The following is a 17822-nucleotide window of genomic DNA, read 5'->3' as shown; positions in this document are numbered from 1 at the left end:
CTCATACGACCATCGTCGCGTACCGCGATCAAAGACGAACTCATGCTGATGAACTCCTGGTTCACGCCCCACGCTGGCGGACTTGCTATGAACCACCGGCCTCAACTCATCCTGACCCGTAGGGCTTTCGCAGCCCAGGACGGCGCTGTGTGGCTCGTGATCACGTAGTCAGCCCACACGGCCCCGATCGAGTCCCCGAGCAAGCCGACGGTCTGCCCATCGGCGCCCACCTGAGCAGCGATGAGCTCGAGGATCTTCACGTCCTGCGCCGCGAGCGCTTCGGTTTGCGCGAGGATCACGACGTCCTGAGCGGCGAGCGCGACCTGCTGAGCCTCTAGCGCGGCCTGCTTCTCGGCGAGGTTCGTCATCACGGGTCCGAACGACTGAGCGACGGCCGCGCGGTCCTCCATCGCCGTTCGTTCGATGTCGCGAATCGCGCGGCCGATCCAGTCGGGTCCGTCAGGGATGAGGTTGGAGAGGACGCCAGGGATACCCATGGTCAGTTCTCCTCGATCGAGTCGGCGAGCAGGTTCAGCGAAGCGGCGAGCAGTCGCGCATCGTCGGGGCTCATCGACCACTCGCCCAGGTGCACGGACGCCCCGATACGAGGCTGATCGACCGCGCGCGCTCGGATGGTGCGGAACTGGTCGGATGGCTCGTGCAGCGCCGTGTGCTGGCGCTCTGCGAGGACGTGGAGGGTCGGGGTCATGTCAGGCTGCTTTCGTTGGGTTGGTCGTTCGGTTGAGTCGTTCGGTCATGCTTTGGCCCGCATACACTCCTAATTCGCGCTTGCCCTCGCCGGTGCCGTACTCGCGGCATCCCGTGAACGCTGGGCAGGGCGCGCAAAGCCTCTTGGCGGCCCGTACCTCGCGTGGGATCTCGGATACCCAACCGGCGAGGGGATCGGCCCAGCACGGGGCCACGCGGCCCACCTCGGAGAGGTTGCCCAGGGCCTCGAGCAGATCGGCGCGGGTGGTCATCGGGTCACCCCCGCGAGGTACGGGCACGAGTGGTCATGGGAGACCGTCAGGACGTAGATCCCGGCCCCATCGGTCGTGAGCGTTTGGCAGGCGCCACAGTCGTCGCACCCGCCGCCTAGGTGACGGTTCACGAGCTCGTCGAGCATCATCGGGCACCGCATACCGGGTGGGTTGTGGCGCCGTCTCCGAGGTTGAACATCCCCGTGTGACAGATCGAGCACGTTCCATCGGGCTCTGTTCCCCGTTCCCCGACCCCCGGTGTGGGGAACGGGGAACACGCGGGATCAGGCAGTTCGCGCCATGCCTTGAGAGCAGCATTGGCACGCTCTGAGCGCCACTTCATGCGCTCTTTGACGTCCCGGACCGAGGCAGGTCGGGGGTCGAGGGCGGCGAGTGCTGCGACGTCGGCGGCGTCTGCGATCTCCCCCGGGTTCCGGTCGTTGTTCGCCGGCGCGACGATCTGCCACTCGGTCTCGTCCTCGCCATTCGAGGTCATCACGAACGTTCCCGCTAGGGGTTCCTTGTCCCCCGTGGGGCAGTTCGCCCGGACTCCCCCGTGCCGATCCTTGTTGACCACGAGGTAGGCGGCGCCACCCTTGCCGGGCACGAACGCATCCCGGAGAGTCACCCGGAGCGAGATCCCGCCGATAGCACGACGCTTGGCGGCTGTCCCCGTCGACCCCTGAGCGCGTGACTCGGCGCCCTTGGCTAGGTGGTCGATGCACAGGACGGCGGCGCCACCCATCGCTAGCGGCTTCATCACGAGCGAGTGCACGAGGGTGAAGTCGTCGGGGTTGTTGCTCGACCTGCCGAACAGCGGCACGATCTCCCCGAGCGAGTCGAGCACCACGACGTCGGGCTTCCACGTCGAGGCGTCGTGAACGATCGCCACGAGCTCGGCGCCGTCCTCGGGCTCGGCGTACCGGAACCGCGCGGGATCGCGTAGTGCGGTCTCAGGCGCCCCCAGCATGATGAGGCGGGCAATGGTCGAGTGCGGCCCGTTGTGGTCGAGGTCGATCACGAGCGCGCTGTGACCGTGTGAGAGCACCTCGGCAACGCACGCGAGACAGATCCACGTCTTGCCGCTCTCGGGATCTCCGAACACGAGCGAGACCTGCCCCGGGTAGAACAGCGCGCACCCATCGGTCCGATACAGGTAGGTGGGCTTGGGCGGCTTGGGCATCGTGCCGTCGAGTAGCGCGGCAACGTCGGTGTAGAGGCTCTGTTCCCCGTTCCCCACACCCGGGGTACGGGAACAGGGAACACTCGAGATCGTCCCTGTTCCCTGTTCCCGGGGAACACTCGGGGAACGGCTCGCGGCGTGCTGAGCGGCGATCTGCTCAGGCGGAACGGTCCCGGGCTCGGCCGTCTCGGGCCATGCGACGTCGTGAGCGACCGTCAAGATGTCACCCCATTAGCCGAGAGCGTGGCGAGCTGTCGGGCGGCTAGCTCGGGTTCGCCACGACGTCGGCAGAGTTCGGCGTAGCTCGGGGTGTTGGCGATCATCTGCGCGACCGCTGCGGAGACCACGGCGGTCTGGTGCCAGGCGTCATAGACCTCCTGACGGCCAATGGCGATGCCCAGTGCGAGGGCCGATGCGCGCTCACTCTCGATATGCGCTAGGACGATCTGACGGCCCCACGGGCTGATCTCGTGAAGCGCCGGGATCTCTCGAGGTTCAGTCATCCGAGACCACCACACCGACGGGCTCGAGGCGCACCAGGACGACGCGGACGGCCTTGCCGGCGTCACGTGCTCGGCGCTCAGCTCGTGCTGCGGCGGGCAAGTTGAACAGGGCGCGACGGCGAACATGCTCGAGGTCGACGCGCTCGACCAGGACCACGGCGAGGTCGTGCTCGACAGCCCGGGCGGCCTGCTCAGGGGTGAAGGGTGGAAGATGGGTGATTGGACCTGTGGCGTCGTGCTGACGATCGGCCACGGCTCTAGGCCGCGGTGGGGATGAGGACCAGGAGCGCTTCGACGTCCGAGCGCGCGAGCAGGATGCGCTTGGTTCCCAGCCTGTAGGCCGTGAGCTGCCCGCCGGCGATCCGGCGGCGCACCGACCTCTCGGTCTCACGTAGCCAGATCGCCGTTTCCTGTACCGTGACGAGATCGCCCACGGTCCGGTGATCGGAGGGCATCTTGAGATCTGGGTTTTCAGAATGAACGGATCGTGCAACCATCGTGTTGGCCTCTCTAGCGGGGGTTCGCCGCTCACCCCCTGGCCGTTGGCGCGGCTGGATCAGGGGTGAGCGGCTTCAGTTGACGTCATGTATTAGGTCTGTTCGGCCTTGTCATGACTTAACTACACCGATGTGAGTTTCGTCGAGCGCGCGTGTGCACCGGCCTGTGGACACGCTGTGGACAACAGGCCCAGAGCCTGTGCACGGGACGTGCATTAGCTTGTGCACGACCGACCAGTTGTCACGATTCTGAGCGCGGAAGCCGCCCCCGGCCTGTGGACGCGAATCTCGTACCGGGGTTCGGACCGATCGAGCCCCAGTCTGGGCGACGCAAAGCGCCACCCCCGGGCCGTAGCTCAGGGGCGGCGCCGTCGTGCGGGTGAGGTCAGGCGGCGGTGACGCCGTTGATCCGGTCAACAAGGTCCCCGGCTTCGACGAGCCACTGGCCGATCTGACGGGCGTCCGCAGCGCCCTCGATGTCCTCGACGTCCACAGAGATCCCGACCTCGCCGAGGTCGATCGTGCCGTCCGCGTGTGCGTGATCGAACCTGTCTACGGTCACGACGCCCCGCGCCTCGCCCGTACCGAACGAGTGGGATGCGAAGTGCTGCCAGACGTCATCGACGGCGATCCACGACCAAGCGTCGGAACGGTCAGCCCAGCTCGGGCACTCGTCCAGCGGTGCCGCGAAAGTCGGGATGCCGCGACCCGCGGGCCACACGAACAAGCGGTCTGCGTCGGCGTAGACGTCCTCGGTCGCGACCGGACTGCCATCTACGGCGCTCACCCACGTGTCGCCGTCGCTCTTGGTCCAGTGCAGGCGGTTCTCCCTGTGGTCGAAGTGCTCGACCTGCGTTCCGGCGGGGAGTGCGTCGAGGTACCGGGTGGCGAAGGTGCTGGTTGCGGTGGTTGCTGCAATGCTGGTCATGGTCTTGCTCCATCTGTAGTGGTGCTGGACTCGCCCCGGCCGGTGTTAGAGCACTGGTCGGGGCCTTCGTCGTTCTAGGTCTTGCTCACTCCCCCCATCGCGAGGTCGGATAGCGCCCGGGCGAGCACCCGGTCACGGTCGGCTGAGGCGTGCTGGTATTTGAGGGCCATGGCGGGGGTTGTGTGCCCCAGGCGCGCCATAAGTTCGGCCAGGGTGGCTCCCGACGCTGCGGCGAGCGTGGCGCCCGTGTGGCGCATCATGTGGAACCTGAGATCCGGTCGCCCGGCCTCGATCTTGGCCTTGTTGAACATGCCCGTGAACGTCGAGGGCGAGGTCTGCTCGTTGACCCCGGGCTTGCGGGGGAACAGGAGCGCCTCGGGTCCGCGCGCTACGTGGTCGAGCATGTGCGTCTTGACGACGGGCAGGAGGTGAGGGGGTATCGCGATGTCGCGAACGCCTGCCTCGGTCTTGGGGGTGTCGACCACGGGCTTGCCGGTGAGCCACGTGACCCCCCGCCGAACGCGCACAACGCCGTCCTTCATGTCGATGTCACGGCGCCGTAGTTCGGATGCCTCGCCGAACCGCAACTGACACCACGCACCCAGGAGGATCGCGAGCCGGTATCGCTCGGGCATCGCGGCCGTGAGCGCCGTGAGCTCGGGCAGGGTCGCGGGCTTGATCGGCTTCGCGCGGCGAGTCTGACCCGCACCACGCACCCGGCATGGGTTCGCGGGGATCACGTCGTCGGCCACGGCCGTGCCGAGGATCGTCCGCAGGAGTGAGTAGATGTGTGCGCGCTCGGTCGGCCGCTTGGGCAGGAGCAGCGCGTGCCAGTCGCGCACGTCGGCCGGAGCGATCGAGGACAGGGTGCGGTCGCCCCACGTCTTGATCAGTTCCTTGTCGAGCTGACGGCGGTACAGGACGCGCGTCGAGGACTTGAGCGGCCGGTGCGCGAGCCAGTCGTTCGCGTAGTCCTCGAACGTCGTGCGTGCTGCGAGCTGGCTCGGCGTCTTGGTCATGCCGTCGGCGAGCGCGGTCTGCCGGCGGGCGAGCCACGCGAGGGCATCCCTCTTCGTGTCGAACGTCGTCGGCGCGGCGATCGACTCTTCCCCCACCTGATAGCGGGCCTGAAAGCGCTTCGAGGGGAGTCTCCGAACGTTGCCGAACGCCATGACGCACATCCCCTCGTGCCAGATTCGTGCCAGGAGCAAAGTCCCCCAGCGCCTTAAGTGGCACCATACGTCCTGCGCGAAAGGATGCCTAATCCGCAGGTCAGGACACTGGTGTGCAGTTGTGTCCTATCGCGTCACATAGGTAATATCTAGGTTCGAATCCTTTCGCGGGCACCCTCTGAAAAATGCAGCAACGTCATCCCGTGTCATTCGCGTGTCAGAGCGAACGGCGGCAGGCATGGCGCTCCCACTGCTGGCAGTGGCAGATTCCCTCCTGGCACCCGGCTCCATCAGCTGCACCCGCGCGCCTTGAGCGTTCTCGCAAACGACGCGATCGCGCATCCATCTGAAAGACCGACGTCGTGCTCGACATCCGCATCCGCGCACGAACGTGGAGAGCCGCCAGCGCGCCCCACCGCAGTGAACAAGACCTATGCCGCCACCGCGGCCCGCGATGGCCAGTGGTGGGTCATCACCGTGGACGGGATCGGTGCGACCCAGTCCCGAACCTTGCGCGATGCCCCTAGCACCGCCCGCGGACTCATCTCCGCAACGAGGTCCACGTCGAGCCGGCGCTCGACCCCGGGGCTTGCCGCACAGGTTCGAGCTGCACGCAAGCAAATGGCCGATCTCGACCGGCTACAGCGGAACGCTGCAATCGCCTCGCGCGAGGCCGCCCACGCATTGATTCGTGCTGGCGTCTCGGGTGCTGACGCAGCGACCGTTCTCGGCGTCTCACCGCAACGTGCATCCCCACTCCTGGCACCTGCCAACTCGGGAAGAACTGCGGCCGCGCCGACACGCAAGGAAAAGCGTCGCACGGTCTCGAACTCGGCCGGTGGCACCGCTTGACTGTCGCTACCCCGCGACCGGAGTCGCGCTCAGACGCTGCAGGATCACGAGCACGAGTACCACGAGCACGAGTCCGGCAAGCACTGGCTTGGCCCAGTTCGTGCGCTGATTGATTCGAGTCCCATCCTGCCCGCCGCGGGCCATTGGCTTCTGTCCAGCCACGATCCGGCGCTTTCGGCGTGAAGGTTGAACCTGCCGTCGTCGCCGTCCCCGCGGGGGTTGGCGAGGGAGAAGTTGCTCAATCGTCCGCTCGGACTGGCGCCAACGATCGTTGTCCATGTGGTTCTCATCGGCACGGCGCTGGTTTCGCTGTAGCACTCGACAACGGCGTCGCGGCCAACACGTTGAGGCTGGCCAGAGTGAATCCCACGCGTCCGATCACGAGGAGACCGGCAGGGATCGCTCTCACGCGCGACAGGCGACGGCCGTATGCGGCAGCAACGCGAGTCCGCCCGACGCGATCCACACCAGCGACGTGCGGCCGAGGGAATCGCCCGAGCCCCGCTGGACCGTGGTCAGGCCGGCAGTCCGTTCTCGACATCAGCGATGACGCGCCGGTTGTGCGCCCAAACGAGAATGAAACCGGGGGCGATCAGCAGCGTACAGAACGCTGCGATCCAGGGCCATGAAGTGCCCTGTATCACGATCGACACGACCGCTGCGGTCCAGAACCATCCGCCAGCCCATCCCGAGATTGTGCCCAGCGGCGTGCGACGTGTGTCACGAAATATCACGTAGCTGACGGACTCCTTAGGCCAGCTTCGAATCCTGGACAGTTCGAACACAGTCACGCAGAGCGAGGCTGCGATGACGAACAATGCAGTGACAGGTGACACTTCCGTTCACCTCCCAGATTGACCGACAATAGAAACCTATCTCAGATCCGGGACCCAAGGAACAGGTCCATAGGTAGCCCTCGCGGCGGCACGATGTGGACGGCACATCACCTACCAATTGGCGCTACCCGGTGTCGGCCAAACACGCCTTGCGCCGTGCGCTCGGCGGCAGGTCATGGAAGAGGAAGACACCGGGAGGAGAGTTGGTTCCGGGTCTCGCTCATTGTCTGTCGTGATCGATCGATACCCGCGTGATCGCTCCAACGAGGTGCGCAAAGCAAGAAAGCGCGCAAAGGGAATCAGGCTCGGCCGCTGCGGGTCTTCGAGGAGGCCCCGGTCTTCGTCGTGCCACATCCAGACTGCCGCGGCGTCCTCGCCGAACTGAACACCGAACTCGGCTGGGCGCTGCCGCGCGGGCGAGACCTCGCGACGACGGGTACGTCGTTCCCTCGCGGCCGTCCGCCGCGGTAGCCGGCGCAGCGGTCGCGACGAGCGCGACCGCGAGCACGCAGGCGACGTCTGTGCATGTGGGTCTCCTGGCGGTCAGGGCTTGATGGCCGGAGGATCGATGCTTGCGACCGGGCACGGAGCGCCCTCCGCGCAGATATCAGCTGGCGAGCGAACGCAGCTGCCCTCGACGGCCACCGTGTACTCGGCCGGGAGCCCGCCCTCGGGAGGGGTGTCGACTTGTCGGCGCTCGGCGTCCGGCTCGAGCTCGACCGTGCCGACGATCGCCCACCCGGTCTCACCGGGCGCCCGGCGCGCGACCCAGTACTCGGTCGCTCCCAGGTGGGCCTGGGTGTCCCGCCACGTCACGACGACATCCGCGCCGTCGGCCTGCGCGACCACGTCCTCCACGTCGAGCGCGAGCGCGCAGAACTCCTCAAGGGCGACGCCGTCGCTCAAGGTTGACTCCGACGCCGGTGCGCCGCTGCACCCCGTCAGCACCGCGACGACGACGCCAGTCGTGCACCACACGCGAAGCAGCGACGTCATCGCACCCCCTCGACCGGCCGCCCGGTGGCGGTGTCCTGAACGCTAGGGAAAGCGACGGGGTTCCGGGCCGATATCACGAGCATCGCGCTCATCGACTCGTCGGCGCCGACGAGCGCCCAGGGAGTCGATCAGGGCTTCGGCGACAGATCCCAGCGCGAACGCCTGGAGCGCCTGCGGGGCGAGGTCCGTCATGTTCACGGTGTGCAGCGCCAGGGCCACCCCGACGGCCAGCACCCAGAATGGCGTCAGCGCCATCCACCGGCGCCAGTCCTTCGGGCCGAAGCGCCGGTCGACAAACCCCGCGTAGGCGTAGCCCAGGGCGACGCCCACAGCGGTGATGAGCACGAACACGATCGGCTCCTCGAGGTGGGAGACCAGCACCCGCCACGGTAGCGCCATGGCCAATCGCCATGTGATCGTCCGGAGTGGCGCTGTGCGGCCGACCTGGCGGTGAGGGCACACACGGGTTGTCCCGCGAAGTGCAGGGCGGAGCGGGTGGTCAGGTCGATCTGGTCGGCGCCGTGCTCCGGGGGCGCCCTACCGGCACGAGTCAGGGTGAGGCTTGCGGCACGAGAGGATGGGGCCGTGGATGACGATCGCAACGCATATCTCGATGCCGTGCTGATCGGTGGCCGGGAGCCCGCGAGCATCGTGGTGGTCGACTACGACGACGCGTGGCCCGCCCGGTTCGAGGCCCTCGCCGACCGGGTCAGGCGAGCGCTAGGACCACGGGTGCGCCGCCTCGAGCACATCGGGTCGACCTCGGTACCGGGCCTGGCCGCGAAACCCCTCATCGACATGCTCCTGGTCGTGGACGACGTCCAGGACGAGGCCGCGTTCGTCCCGCCGCTAGAAGCGGCCGGCTTCGAGCTCCGCGTCCGCGAGCCGGACCATCGCATGTTCCGGACCCCGCAGCGCGACATGCACCTGCACGTCTACGCCACGGGCCGGGCCGAAGAGCGCGACTACCTGGACCTGCGGGACTGGCTCCGCGTCAGCAGCGACGACCGCCTCCTGTACGCGACCGTCAAGCGGCACCTCGCGCAGCAGCAATGGAACGACATGAACGACTACGCCGACGCGAAGACCGACGTCGTACTCGACATCCTCACCCGCGCGCGAACGTGGCGCGCCGCCAGCGCGCGCCCCGACGAAGCCTGATCAGTTGCCCAAGACCCATCGCATCGCGGTCGTCACGATGGATCCGTCAGCTGATCACTTGTGCCGATTCGAGGTTGAGGACGTTGCCGTCCGGGTCGGCGAACCACACCGCCTTGGCATCCCCCATGATCGCAACGTCGCCGTCCCAGACCAGGCCGTCAATGTCGAAGGTCTGGAAGCTCAGCCCCTTCGCGCGCAACGCCGCCACCTCGTCGTCGAAGGCACCCGGCGTCACCTGGAACGACATCGCGGTGGCCTTGTTCGTTCCGGCGTACTCGGACGGGTACACCAGGAACCCGCTGTTGCCGGCGCGGTACATCACACCATCCGGGACATCACCGGCCGGCGAGAACCCGAGGGTTCCCTCATAGAAGGCGCGAGCCCTTTCGAGGTCCTTGACCGCAATCGCGGGGATCGGCAGGTAGTCAGCGAGCATGATCTCTCCAGCGCGGACCAGGCGACCCTCGACTGGTCGACAAGGACAAATTTAGGGTCGCCTTCCTTGGCGGTCAATCGCACGGTGGCGCACAGGCAACGGGTTCGAATCCATGCGACGTCGTCGAGCGGCACGCCCGTGGATGGGGAGCGACGTGAACCTCTCGTGACGTGAGGTCTTCGCGTCCATCGCAGGAGGTGGACGACACCATGGACCAGACGCGCGTCCCAGCCGCAGTCCATAGCATCGGACGATGACCGACCCCACGCCCTACCTCCGCTTCCCGGGCACGGCTCGTGAAGCCTTGACGTTCTACGGTGACGTCTTCGGCTGCGACGTTCAGCTGCACACCCTCGCGGAGTTCAACCGCACGGACGGTCCGGCTGACGCCATCGCCCACGGCTTCCTGGTCGAGGGACCGGTCGCGCTCTTTGCTGCCGATGTGTCGGGCGACGAGCCGCCGGTCCATTGCGAGGGCCTGATGTTGGCCCTGCTTGGCACCGCCGCCCCCGCCACCCTGCGCACGTGGTTCGCCGGCCTCGCAGAGGGCGGCCGGGTCGTCGATCGCCTGCAGACGCGACCCTGGGGTGCAACCGACGGGCAGGTCATCGACCGGTACGGGCTCCACTGGCTCATCGGGTTCGAGGGCGACTGAACGTCCAGCCGCGGCCAGTCGCACCCCGAGGGCGCGTGCGCCATTGCGCCCGTGACAGCCCGGCAGCGCCGCCGTCCGCTCAAGCCCGACGAGAAGGGCTCCGGCAGCATGTCGAATCCAGCCCTTCCCGTTCGACGCACGGGTGAGCCAAGGTGGAATCGGTCAATGGGGCCGATCCCGGGCAGACGCGAAGGAGCACGGTGATGAAGGTCATGGTTCTGGGCAAGGCGACCGGGCGGTCGGAGGCCGGCGAGTTCGGCACCCCCGAGGAGTTCGTGGCGATGGACCAGTACAACGAGAAGCTCGCCGAGGCGGGCATCGTGCTGGTGGCTGGTGACGGACTCCAGCCGACCAGCAAGGGCAAGCGGGTCGCCCTTGACGCCGACGGCAACGCCACGGTGATCGACGGCCCGTTCGCCGAGACGAAGGAGCTGGTCGCGGGCTACGCGATCTGGGAGGTCGCCTCCATGGAAGAGGCCGTCGAGTGGGCCAAACGCTCGCCGTTGCGCAACAGCGAGATGGAGCTGCGAAAGATCTTCGACGCCGAGGACTTCGCCGACTCCTTCGGCGCCGAGATCGAGGCTGCCGCGGAGCGGGCGCGCCACGACTCCACCACCAGTCCGTAGTGACCTCGACGACCCAGCAGGCGATCGAGGCGGTCTGGCGGATCGAATCCGCCAGACTGATCGCCGGCCTGGCCCGTCTCGTTCGCGATGTCGGGCTGGCCGAGGACCTTGCGCAGGACGCACTCGTCGCCGCGCTCGAACAGTGGCCCGCGTCAGGCGTCCCGGACACCCCGGGCGCCTGGCTGATGGCCGTGGCGCGCCGCCGCGGCGTCGACACGATTCGTCGCGCCGTGACGCTGCAGAGCAAGGTCGATCTGCTCGGTCGCGAACTCAGGGATCAGGCGACGCCGATGGACGAGATCGAGTTCGACCCCCATGTCGAGGACGACGTGCTGCGGCTCATGTTCACGGCCTGCCATCCGGTGCTGTCGGTCGAAGCCCGCGTGGCCCTCACTCTGAAGGTGGTCGCCGGGCTGTCGACCGAGGAGATCGCCCGGGCGTTCCTGGTGCAGACGACCACGATGGCAGCACGGATCACTCGGGCGAAGAAGGCGCTCACCGAGGCCAACGTGCCCTTCGAGGTTCCGGTCGGCGCGGACCTCGACGACCGGCTGAGCTCCGTGCTCGAGGCCGTCTACCTGATCTTCAACGAGGGCTACGCGGCCACGGCCGGCCGGCGGTGGGCCCGCGCCGAGCTGTGCCACGAGGCGATGCGCCTCGGCCGCATGCTCGCTGCGTTGGCAGCCGACGAGTCCGAGACGCACGCCCTGGTGGCGTTGATGGAGATCCAGGCGTCCCGCCTTCGCGCCCGCACCGGGCCCGACGGCGAGATCGTCACGCTCGACAAGCAAGACCGTGCGCGCTGGGACCGGTTGCTGATCATGCACGGTCTCGCCGCGCTGGATCGGGCCGAGGAGATCGGGGGCACCGGCTCCTATGCGATCCAGGCGAAGATCGCGGCCTGCCATGCCAGAGCACCGCGTGCGCAGGACACCGACTGGGAGCGCATCGCCTCCCTGTACGGCGACCTCGTCGCGTTGACCCGCTCGCCGATCGTCGAGCTGAACCGCGCGGTCGCTTTGTCGATGACCGACGGACCGGCCGTCGGGCTCGCTGTGACCGACGGCTTGCTCGACGTCGCCGCGCTGCGCAGCTACCACCTGCTGCCGAGCGTGCGCGGCGACCTGCTGGCCAAGCTCGGCCGCTCCGCGGAGGCACGAGCGGAGTTCGAGCGTGCCGCCGAGCTCACCTCGAACGAGGCGGAGCGCGCACATCTGCTCGCCCGGGCCAGCAGGTCTTGATCCGCTCACGCCCTTGAGTGGTCGAGGAGCGGGATGGACCCGCTCGCTCTGCCAGGCCCAGACGCCGTCGGCCACGTGATTCAGCTTGGGACGGAGAGCTCTCGCAGCCAGGCCTGCCAGCCTGGCTCCTCGCGCCGCACGTAGTCCGCGGCGTCGGCGGAGAACAGGTACGCCCGCACGCCTACCGTCGCCTTGCCGTCGCCCTCGCCGTGCGCGAAGACGCTGAGCATCCCGGGCACCGGCGCGGTCAGCCGAACCAGTGCCTGCCGCTGGCCCACCCGCTCGACCGTGCCGGTGGCGTCGCGGACCTCGACCGTCGCGCCCTCGTCGCCCAGCCCGAGCGCGTCGTGCAGGGCCGACCAGAGCACCTCCGGGTCGCCGGCGTGGGAGGCGGTGACCTCCAGCTGCGTGGCCTCCTGGCCGGGGAAGTGCGCCAGGTAGAGACGCAGGTTGTCGAAGAACGGCATCCAGCTGGTGCCCATGTCGTCCCAGAACTCCGACTCCCAGGCGGCGCCGGTCCCGAAGCCGCTGCTGGTGACGCGCACGAGGCAGGTGCCGCCGGACTGCGCCTCGACGAGGAACTCCGACGTCAGGGGGCTGAGCGCATCCGGGTCCTGGCCCATGAGGGCGGCCCAGTCCTCCTCGTAGACGATGCGGCGCGGCGGGTCCCAGCCGGTGACCTGGCCGTCCGAGCCCATCTCGGGGCCCATCGTGAAGTGCAGGGCCCCGCCCTCGCGCTCCTCCATCTCGGTCGGCAGGAACCAGGCGCTCATCCCCTTGGCGGTGGCGATCGCCTGCCAGACCTGCTCCGGGGTGCCCGGGACCTCGACGGCAAACTCCAGGCGGTACGGGACGTTCGTTTTCGTGCTCATGACGCCTCCTCAGGAAGGGGGTGGGCGGCGACGACGAGCCGGTGCGGGCGCCCGTCGTCGTGGTGGTAGCGCGCGGCCAGGTCGAGAACCGCGGCGGTCAGGTCGTCCGCGAAGGCAGCCCGGTCGGCGGCCGAACGGAAGCCGATCTGCGTGTCGATGGTCAGCGTGGGCAGGCGCTTGCCGGACGCGCCGGCCCGGCGCGCCAGGGCGCCGACCTCGCGCACCAGCCGGCCGGCCAGCGCGACGAGGTAGCCCGCCGACAGGTGGTCGGCGTTGGCGTCCGGGTCGGCCGCCGACGCGCTGACGGCCGCCGGCGACACGACGTACGACGCCGCCGACGCCTGCAGCACCCGCTCGGTGAGCCCGCCGTGCCGGCGCTCCTCGGACAGCTCCACCAGGCCGTGCGCCTCGAGCGCCTTGAGGTGGTAGTTGACCTTCTGGCGCGTGATGCCGATCCGGGCGGCGAGCCCGGCGGCGGAGGCCGGGACGGCCAGCTCGCCGAGCAGCCGGGCCCGGACCGGATCCAGCGCAGCGGCGGCTGCCTCCGCGCTCTCGATGACCTCGACGTCCTGCATGACGCCACCGTGCCATTGACAGTAATTGTTGTCAAGGGCCTGTTGGGCGTCGACCTGGCCGACTGGCCCTGTGGTCTCAGAGTTGTGCCGGCGTCGCCAGGGTGAGGATTTCAGCGCCGTCGCTGGTGATGGCGATCGTGTGCTCGCTGTGTGCCGTCCGGCAGCCTGTCGCGCTTCGAAGCGTCCACCCGTCGGGGTCAGTGATGAGTTCGGCGGTGTCCACCATGACCCACGGTTCCAGTGCGAGCAGCAGGCCGGGGCGCAGGGTGTATCCACGGCCGGGCCGTCCGGTGTTTGAGACGTGCGGGTCCTGGTGCATCGTCGATCCGATGCCATGACCTCCGAACTCGGTGTTGATCGGATACCCCGCCTCGCTGAGGACCGAGCCGATGGCGTGGGAGATGTCGCCGATGCGAGCTCCGGGCCCGGCAGCCGCGATGCCTGCGCGCAACGCGCGTTCGGTTGTACTGATCAGCACGACGCTCTCTGGGGGCTTTGACTCGCCCACGATGAAGCTGACTGCGGAGTCTGCGGCGACTCCTCCTCGGGAGACCGCGAGGTCGAGCGTCAGCAGGTCGCCGTCGGCAATCGTGTAGTCGTGCGGCAGCCCGTGGAGCACGGCGTCGTTGACGGACGTGCAGATGTAGTGCCCGAACGGCCCGCGCCCGAAGGACGGCGCGTAGTCGACATAGCAGGACCGTGCTCCAGCCTCGACGATCATGGTCTCGGCCCACCGATCGATGTCCAGGAGGCTCGTGCCCACGGCGCTGCGGCTCTTCAGGGCCTGCAAGATGTGACCGACCAGGGCGCCTGTCTCTCTTGCGCGGGTGAGCTCGGCGGGGTTGAGGATCTCGATCATGCGGCAACTCTCTCATGAACACCAATAACTATACCGGCCATATTATCCCGGTACTAGAATCGGATCCATGGTCAGGCTGCCACTCACTCCCGCAGAGGTCGAGCGCGGACAGCGCCTCGGCGCCCTGTTGCGTCGCGCCAGGGGCGAGCGCTCGATGCTCGAGACCGCGCTCGACGCACATATCTCACCGGAGACCCTCCGGAAGATCGAGACGGGCCGCATCGCGACCCCTGCCTTCCCGACCGTCGCTGCGATCGCCCATGCCCTCGACCTCTCCCTCGATGCAGTGTGGGCCGAGATCAACGAACCCGAACGCGGCGTCGAACCAACCAGCCCTGGTCAGGCGACGAAGCCGGTCGAGCCCTGCACCGCGCCGAATCCGACCACCGAGACGACCACGAGTGCCGACATCGCCGCGGTCGTCAGCCATCGTCGGCGGCGCCCGATGGTCAACGCGATGGCAACGGTCAACACATAGCTCACCGCGACGACGATCGTCCACGTCACCCCAGCAGCCTGCCGGTCCGCCGCGGTGCATCCGCCCGGCGCCGGATAGACCGCCGGGCAGACGGGCTCCATCGGAACAGCCAGCCACCAGATGGCCGCGCAGGTCGCAAGCGATACCACGGTCGCGAGAGTCACCGCACCGCGCGCCCGGGTGTCGGGCGCTGCCGACCTGCCGTCAATGGTCATGCCGCGAAGGCTACTCAGCGGCCTCGGTACCAGGAGTGCGCTCCCGGCAGGCAGTTCCGCGTCGTCCGGTGGATCAGCCCGCACCCTCGGCGGCGAGCGCGTCGGTGAGCAGCCCGACCAGGGCTTCGAGCTGCACAGTCGTGGACGAAACGACGTCCTCGTCCGCCGCCCCGTCCAGCGCCCGGGCGGCCAGCCCCGACTTGCTGTCGATCAGCTTGGCGATCTTGGAGTCGATGGTCTGCGCAGCGATGATCCGCCACGCGGTGACGGGTTCGGACTGGCCGATCCGGTGGATCCGGTCGATTGCCTGGGTCTGCTCGGCGTCGGTCCAGGACAGTTCGGCCAGCACCAGGTTGGAGGCGACCTGAAGATTCAGCCCCACGCCGGCGGCCATCAGGGAGCACACCACGATCGACACGTCAGGGTCGTTCACGAACGCGGCGATGTTCTTCTCACGCACCTTGGGCGTCTGGTCGCCACGGATCGAGGCGTAGCGGATGCCGCGAAGGGCGAAGGTCTGCTCGGCCTGGTCCATCACGTCGACATGCTTGGCGAAGAACACCACCTTGCCGACGTTGCGGGCGAGCTGCGCGGCGTAGTCGGCCGCGAGCCCGGCCTTGGCCTGGCCGATCCGGCGGACCATCGTGAACACGTTCTCGCCACCGGCCTGCGAGCTCGAGTCCTTGAGCTCCGCCGCCGCCACCCGACGAGCGAGCTCGTGGTCGATCCCGTCCACGACGGCGCTGCCGGTACGCATCTCGATGGCGGACCGGTACCGCCTGAGCAGCCCGCGGACGAGGGCCGCCTCGGCGGCGCGGATCGAGCGGCCGGCTGCGCCGTCGAGCTCGACCGGCAGGTCCGCCACCCGGCGGGCGGGGATGTCGGCGACCACGTCGACCTTGCGGCGACGCACGATGCCCATGTTGATCACGCTGGCCCGCGCGGCGGCGTAGAACCCGGGGTCGGCCGGGGTGAGGCCGGTCTCCTCGAGGGCGGCCTGCAGCGCGCCGAGCGGCTTCGTGTCGTCGATCCAGCCGAGGAACTGCCAGATCGCCCGAAAGTCCTCGATGTCGTTGATCAGCGGCGTGCCCGTGAGTGCCATCAGCAGCGGCCGGGCGGCGCGAGCGCGGATCCGTTCCGAGAGCGCGAGGACGTGCTTGGAGCGCTGGGAGGTCTTGTTCTTGATGAAGTGCGCCTCGTCGACGACCATGCCGCGGAAACCAAAGTCGCCGAGCCAGCCGACGTGCCGGTCCAGGAGCTCGTAGTTCACGATCACGATGTCCGCGAACCCGTCGACCCGGTCACCGTCGCCATGGATCACCGTGGACCGGCGCGACGGCGTCCACAGCCGGACCTCGTGCTCCCAGTTCGTCTTCACCACGTTGGGTACCACGACCAGCAGCGGGTAGGCGTCGGCCACCTGGGCGGCGAGCAGCGCCTGGGCGGTCTTGCCGAGCCCGGGCTCGTCGGCGAGAAGGAACGTGCGATGACCGCCGGCCGTGGCCGTGACGACCCGGGCCTGGTGCGGCATCAGCTCGCGGCCGGGAGGAGCGGACACCGCGCGGGCAGCGGGCAGCGGCATGCACGCGGGTGCGCCGGTGGCGGCGTACTCGAATGACCTGAAGAGCGGTTCGAGCAGCTCCCAGCCGGCCAGTCGGCGGGCGCGTGGAGCGACCCGTCCGGCCGCGGCCGCGAAGTCCGGAGCCAGGAACGGGTTCGCGAGCTGGCGCGAGATCACCGACCGGGGCACCACCTGACTCTCGGCACCGGGCGCCGGCGCGGCTGGCACGGTGGGTGCTGCGGGGGCTGGCTCCTCGGGCGGCTCCATCCCGCCAGCACGCATCAAGGTCACCTTGAAGGCGCGCGCCGCGTCGGAGACTCGGGCATCCTCGGCGAGCAGCTCGAGCAGCGAGGTGTCCCGGGCAGCGGTCCTGGCCAGCATCGTCGCCACCCCGTCGAGCCGCTTGAGCTGCTTGGTGCGCGCCGACTCGGTCGGGCCGCCGTCGGCCATCACCCGGGCCCGCTCTTCTCGCACAAGCAGCGCCACGACCTGGAACTTCGTGCGCACGGCCGGTCGCGTCGGGGGTCGCTGCACAGCACTGTCGACCTCGCGGGCGACCTCGGCGAGCACCGGGATGATCCCCTGCTCGGTAGGACGCGGGGCGCGGTGCCGCTGAACGACGAGATCAGTGCGCGCGCCACCGGACCGGCGTTGGCGTGGTCGTGCCACATCTCCTCCTTCTCGCACATCCGCAAGGCGACTGCAGCGCAGCGCGCCCTGCCGCGCCCGCCCGAGACGGGTCAGGCGTCGAACCCCACCCCGTGTCGCACGGCAACCTGGGCCAGGGCGCCGAGATCGGGCGCCAGGTCCCCGCGCGGCGTCCCCGTCTGCCGCGCTGGCCCGTGCTCACGGCGATGGTGACACCCACCGGACGTCTCGGTGAACCACGGGGGCACGGTCGTGGCCCTGCTCGATCGCCGGAGGACCTGGAGCGTCCCGCCGGACACCGCAACCGAGTCTTGCCAGACACCGATCGCGTGACGTCCGGAGTCGTGCCGCTGGCCGCCGCCGCGGCATACCGTTTGCACGGTCGTGCCGCGTCTGAAGTGTAGAACGGGCCGGGCGGATGCTCGACCATCACACAACCCGAAGACCGGCCAGCGCAGTCCGGCACCGACCTACGTTCCCGCGGGAACGTTCTGGGGCAAAGTCTCGCGATGTGGGCAACGGGCCCAGCGAAGCGGTCGGGGTTTTGA

At 68.6% G+C, this 17822-nt stretch carries 22 protein-coding genes and 1 pseudogene; 5 read left to right on the top strand and 18 right to left on the bottom strand.

All coding sequences use genetic code 11. The features are described from left to right. Window positions 1-101 precede the first annotated feature (101 nt). The 12 genes from EUA98_RS05690 to EUA98_RS05635 all read right to left on the bottom strand — a co-directional run bounded on the left by EUA98_RS05690 (window position 102) and on the right by EUA98_RS05635 (window position 8346). On the bottom strand, window positions 102-497 hold the full coding sequence (locus tag EUA98_RS05690) for a hypothetical protein (RefSeq protein WP_130101702.1): 396 nt from the start codon (window positions 495-497) through the stop codon (window positions 102-104). A 2-nt stretch (window positions 498-499) separates the two neighbouring features. Then, a complete protein-coding gene (locus EUA98_RS05685) occupies window positions 500-709 on the bottom strand; it encodes a hypothetical protein (RefSeq protein ID WP_130101701.1) in 210 nt (69 codons plus the stop codon). A 1-nt stretch (window position 710) separates the two neighbouring features. Beyond that, entirely contained in the window at window positions 711-980 is a 270-nt protein-coding gene (locus EUA98_RS05680; RefSeq protein WP_130101700.1) for a WhiB family transcriptional regulator, read from the bottom strand. Window positions 981-1125: 145 nt separating this feature from the next. After that, window positions 1126-2163 carry an AAA family ATPase gene (locus EUA98_RS05675; RefSeq protein ID WP_207218981.1) on the bottom strand — a complete coding sequence of 346 codons (1038 nt, stop codon included), beginning with the start codon at window positions 2161-2163 and terminating at the stop codon, window positions 1126-1128. Between the two features lie 215 nt (window positions 2164-2378). After that, the gene (locus EUA98_RS05670; RefSeq protein WP_130101699.1) at window positions 2379-2666 is read right to left on the bottom strand and encodes a hypothetical protein; all 288 of its coding nucleotides are present in this window, start codon (window positions 2664-2666) and stop codon (window positions 2379-2381) included. Continuing rightward, window positions 2659-2919: a hypothetical protein gene (locus EUA98_RS05665; protein ID WP_130101698.1), complete on the bottom strand. Its 261-nt coding sequence runs from the start codon at window positions 2917-2919 to the stop codon at window positions 2659-2661. The genes EUA98_RS05670 and EUA98_RS05665 overlap by 8 nt, the downstream gene beginning before the upstream one ends. Before the next feature lie 4 nt (window positions 2920-2923). Continuing rightward, complete coding sequence (locus EUA98_RS05660; protein ID WP_130101697.1) at window positions 2924-3100, bottom strand: DNA-binding protein; 177 nt, start codon at window positions 3098-3100, stop codon at window positions 2924-2926. A 448-nt stretch (window positions 3101-3548) separates the two neighbouring features. Further along, window positions 3549-4091 (bottom strand): hypothetical protein, encoded by a 543-nt coding sequence (locus EUA98_RS05655; RefSeq protein WP_130101696.1) that lies wholly within the window; start codon window positions 4089-4091, stop codon window positions 3549-3551. A gap of 74 nt (window positions 4092-4165) precedes the next feature. Further along, on the bottom strand, window positions 4166-5263 hold the full coding sequence (locus EUA98_RS05650; RefSeq protein ID WP_130101695.1) for a tyrosine-type recombinase/integrase: 1098 nt from the start codon (window positions 5261-5263) through the stop codon (window positions 4166-4168). A 1367-nt stretch (window positions 5264-6630) separates the two neighbouring features. Next, entirely contained in the window at window positions 6631-6951 is a 321-nt protein-coding gene (locus EUA98_RS05645) for a hypothetical protein (RefSeq protein WP_130101694.1), read from the bottom strand. 543 nt (window positions 6952-7494) lie between these two features. Further along, entirely contained in the window at window positions 7495-7947 is a 453-nt protein-coding gene (locus EUA98_RS05640) for a hypothetical protein (protein ID WP_130101693.1), read from the bottom strand. A 42-nt stretch (window positions 7948-7989) separates the two neighbouring features. Beyond that, window positions 7990-8346 carry a hypothetical protein gene (locus EUA98_RS05635; protein WP_130101692.1) on the bottom strand — a complete coding sequence of 119 codons (357 nt, stop codon included), beginning with the start codon at window positions 8344-8346 and terminating at the stop codon, window positions 7990-7992. Between the two features lie 186 nt (window positions 8347-8532). On the opposite strand from EUA98_RS05635, the gene EUA98_RS05630 reads away from it, so the two are divergent. Beyond that, entirely contained in the window at window positions 8533-9108 is a 576-nt protein-coding gene (locus EUA98_RS05630) for a GrpB family protein (RefSeq protein ID WP_207218980.1), read from the top strand. Window positions 9109-9154: 46 nt separating this feature from the next. Here the strand turns inward: EUA98_RS05630 and EUA98_RS05625 are convergent, their stop codons facing one another. Beyond that, complete coding sequence (locus tag EUA98_RS05625; protein ID WP_130101691.1) at window positions 9155-9544, bottom strand: VOC family protein; 390 nt, start codon at window positions 9542-9544, stop codon at window positions 9155-9157. 253 nt (window positions 9545-9797) lie between these two features. On the opposite strand from EUA98_RS05625, the gene EUA98_RS05620 reads away from it, so the two are divergent. The 3 genes from EUA98_RS05620 (at window position 9798) to EUA98_RS05610 (ending at window position 12066) form a co-directional block, all read left to right on the top strand. Next, window positions 9798-10199, top strand: coding sequence for a VOC family protein (locus EUA98_RS05620; RefSeq protein WP_130101690.1), 402 nt, complete (start codon window positions 9798-9800; stop codon window positions 10197-10199). A gap of 203 nt (window positions 10200-10402) precedes the next feature. Continuing rightward, window positions 10403-10825 (top strand): YciI family protein, encoded by a 423-nt coding sequence (locus EUA98_RS05615; RefSeq protein ID WP_130101689.1) that lies wholly within the window; start codon window positions 10403-10405, stop codon window positions 10823-10825. Continuing rightward, entirely contained in the window at window positions 10825-12066 is a 1242-nt protein-coding gene (locus EUA98_RS05610) for an RNA polymerase sigma factor (RefSeq protein WP_130101688.1), read from the top strand. The genes EUA98_RS05615 and EUA98_RS05610 overlap by 1 nt, the downstream gene beginning before the upstream one ends. 80 nt (window positions 12067-12146) lie before the next feature. Here EUA98_RS05610 and EUA98_RS05605 read toward each other — a convergent pair whose 3' ends face one another. From EUA98_RS05605 to map, 3 genes are all read right to left on the bottom strand, one after another. Beyond that, on the bottom strand, window positions 12147-12938 hold the full coding sequence (locus tag EUA98_RS05605) for an SRPBCC family protein (protein ID WP_130101687.1): 792 nt from the start codon (window positions 12936-12938) through the stop codon (window positions 12147-12149). Then, window positions 12935-13513: a winged helix-turn-helix domain-containing protein gene (locus EUA98_RS05600; protein WP_130101686.1), complete on the bottom strand. Its 579-nt coding sequence runs from the start codon at window positions 13511-13513 to the stop codon at window positions 12935-12937. The genes EUA98_RS05605 and EUA98_RS05600 overlap by 4 nt, the downstream gene beginning before the upstream one ends. 76 nt (window positions 13514-13589) lie before the next feature. Further along, window positions 13590-14372, bottom strand: coding sequence for a type I methionyl aminopeptidase (gene map / locus EUA98_RS05595; RefSeq protein WP_130101685.1), 783 nt, complete (start codon window positions 14370-14372; stop codon window positions 13590-13592). A gap of 67 nt (window positions 14373-14439) precedes the next feature. Between map and EUA98_RS20215 the strand changes: the two are divergent. Further along, window positions 14440-14697 (top strand): annotated as a pseudogene (locus EUA98_RS20215) (helix-turn-helix domain-containing protein); the annotation flags it as partial. Window positions 14698-14711: 14 nt separating this feature from the next. Here the strand turns inward: EUA98_RS20215 and EUA98_RS20210 are convergent. Next, window positions 14712-15065: a hypothetical protein gene (locus tag EUA98_RS20210; protein WP_242511298.1), complete on the bottom strand. Its 354-nt coding sequence runs from the start codon at window positions 15063-15065 to the stop codon at window positions 14712-14714. Window positions 15066-15138: 73 nt separating this feature from the next. Next, window positions 15139-17295: a DEAD/DEAH box helicase gene (locus EUA98_RS05585; protein ID WP_130101683.1), complete on the bottom strand. Its 2157-nt coding sequence runs from the start codon at window positions 17293-17295 to the stop codon at window positions 15139-15141. Window positions 17296-17822: the final 527 nt, after the last annotated feature.

It is taken from the genome of Pengzhenrongella frigida, assembly GCF_004168625.1.
Lineage (GTDB): Bacteria > Actinomycetota > Actinomycetes > Actinomycetales > Cellulomonadaceae > Pengzhenrongella > Pengzhenrongella frigida.
The sequence above is the reverse complement of the archived record's forward strand: the minus strand, read 5'-3'. Positions and strand labels throughout refer to the sequence as shown.

Bases quoted from the DNA above. Each gene is read 5' to 3' on its own strand.
- EUA98_RS05690 (WP_130101702.1), bottom strand. From the start codon at position 497: ATGGGTATCCCTGGCGTCCTCTCCAACCTCATCCCTGACGGACCCGAC.
- EUA98_RS05685 (WP_130101701.1), bottom strand. From the start codon at position 709: ATGACCCCGACCCTCCACGTCCTCGCAGAGCGCCAGCACACGGCGCTG.
- EUA98_RS05680 (WP_130101700.1), bottom strand. From the start codon at position 980: ATGACCACCCGCGCCGATCTGCTCGAGGCCCTGGGCAACCTCTCCGAG.
- EUA98_RS05675 (WP_207218981.1), bottom strand. From the start codon at position 2,163: ATGCCCAAGCCGCCCAAGCCCACCTACCTGTATCGGACCGATGGGTGC.
- EUA98_RS05670 (WP_130101699.1), bottom strand. From the start codon at position 2,666: ATGACTGAACCTCGAGAGATCCCGGCGCTTCACGAGATCAGCCCGTGG.
- EUA98_RS05655 (WP_130101696.1), bottom strand. From the start codon at position 4,091: ATGACCAGCATTGCAGCAACCACCGCAACCAGCACCTTCGCCACCCGG.
- EUA98_RS05650 (WP_130101695.1), bottom strand. From the start codon at position 5,263: ATGGCGTTCGGCAACGTTCGGAGACTCCCCTCGAAGCGCTTTCAGGCC.
- EUA98_RS05640 (WP_130101693.1), bottom strand. From the start codon at position 7,947: ATGACGTCGCTGCTTCGCGTGTGGTGCACGACTGGCGTCGTCGTCGCG.
- EUA98_RS05635 (WP_130101692.1), bottom strand. From the start codon at position 8,346: ATGGCGCTACCGTGGCGGGTGCTGGTCTCCCACCTCGAGGAGCCGATC.
- EUA98_RS05625 (WP_130101691.1), bottom strand. From the start codon at position 9,544: ATGCTCGCTGACTACCTGCCGATCCCCGCGATTGCGGTCAAGGACCTC.
- EUA98_RS05620 (WP_130101690.1), top strand. From the start codon at position 9,798: ATGACCGACCCCACGCCCTACCTCCGCTTCCCGGGCACGGCTCGTGAA.
- EUA98_RS05615 (WP_130101689.1), top strand. From the start codon at position 10,403: ATGAAGGTCATGGTTCTGGGCAAGGCGACCGGGCGGTCGGAGGCCGGC.
- EUA98_RS05605 (WP_130101687.1), bottom strand. From the start codon at position 12,938: ATGAGCACGAAAACGAACGTCCCGTACCGCCTGGAGTTTGCCGTCGAG.
- EUA98_RS05600 (WP_130101686.1), bottom strand. From the start codon at position 13,513: ATGCAGGACGTCGAGGTCATCGAGAGCGCGGAGGCAGCCGCCGCTGCG.
- map (WP_130101685.1), bottom strand. From the start codon at position 14,372: ATGATCGAGATCCTCAACCCCGCCGAGCTCACCCGCGCAAGAGAGACA.
- EUA98_RS20210 (WP_242511298.1), bottom strand. From the start codon at position 15,065: ATGACCATTGACGGCAGGTCGGCAGCGCCCGACACCCGGGCGCGCGGT.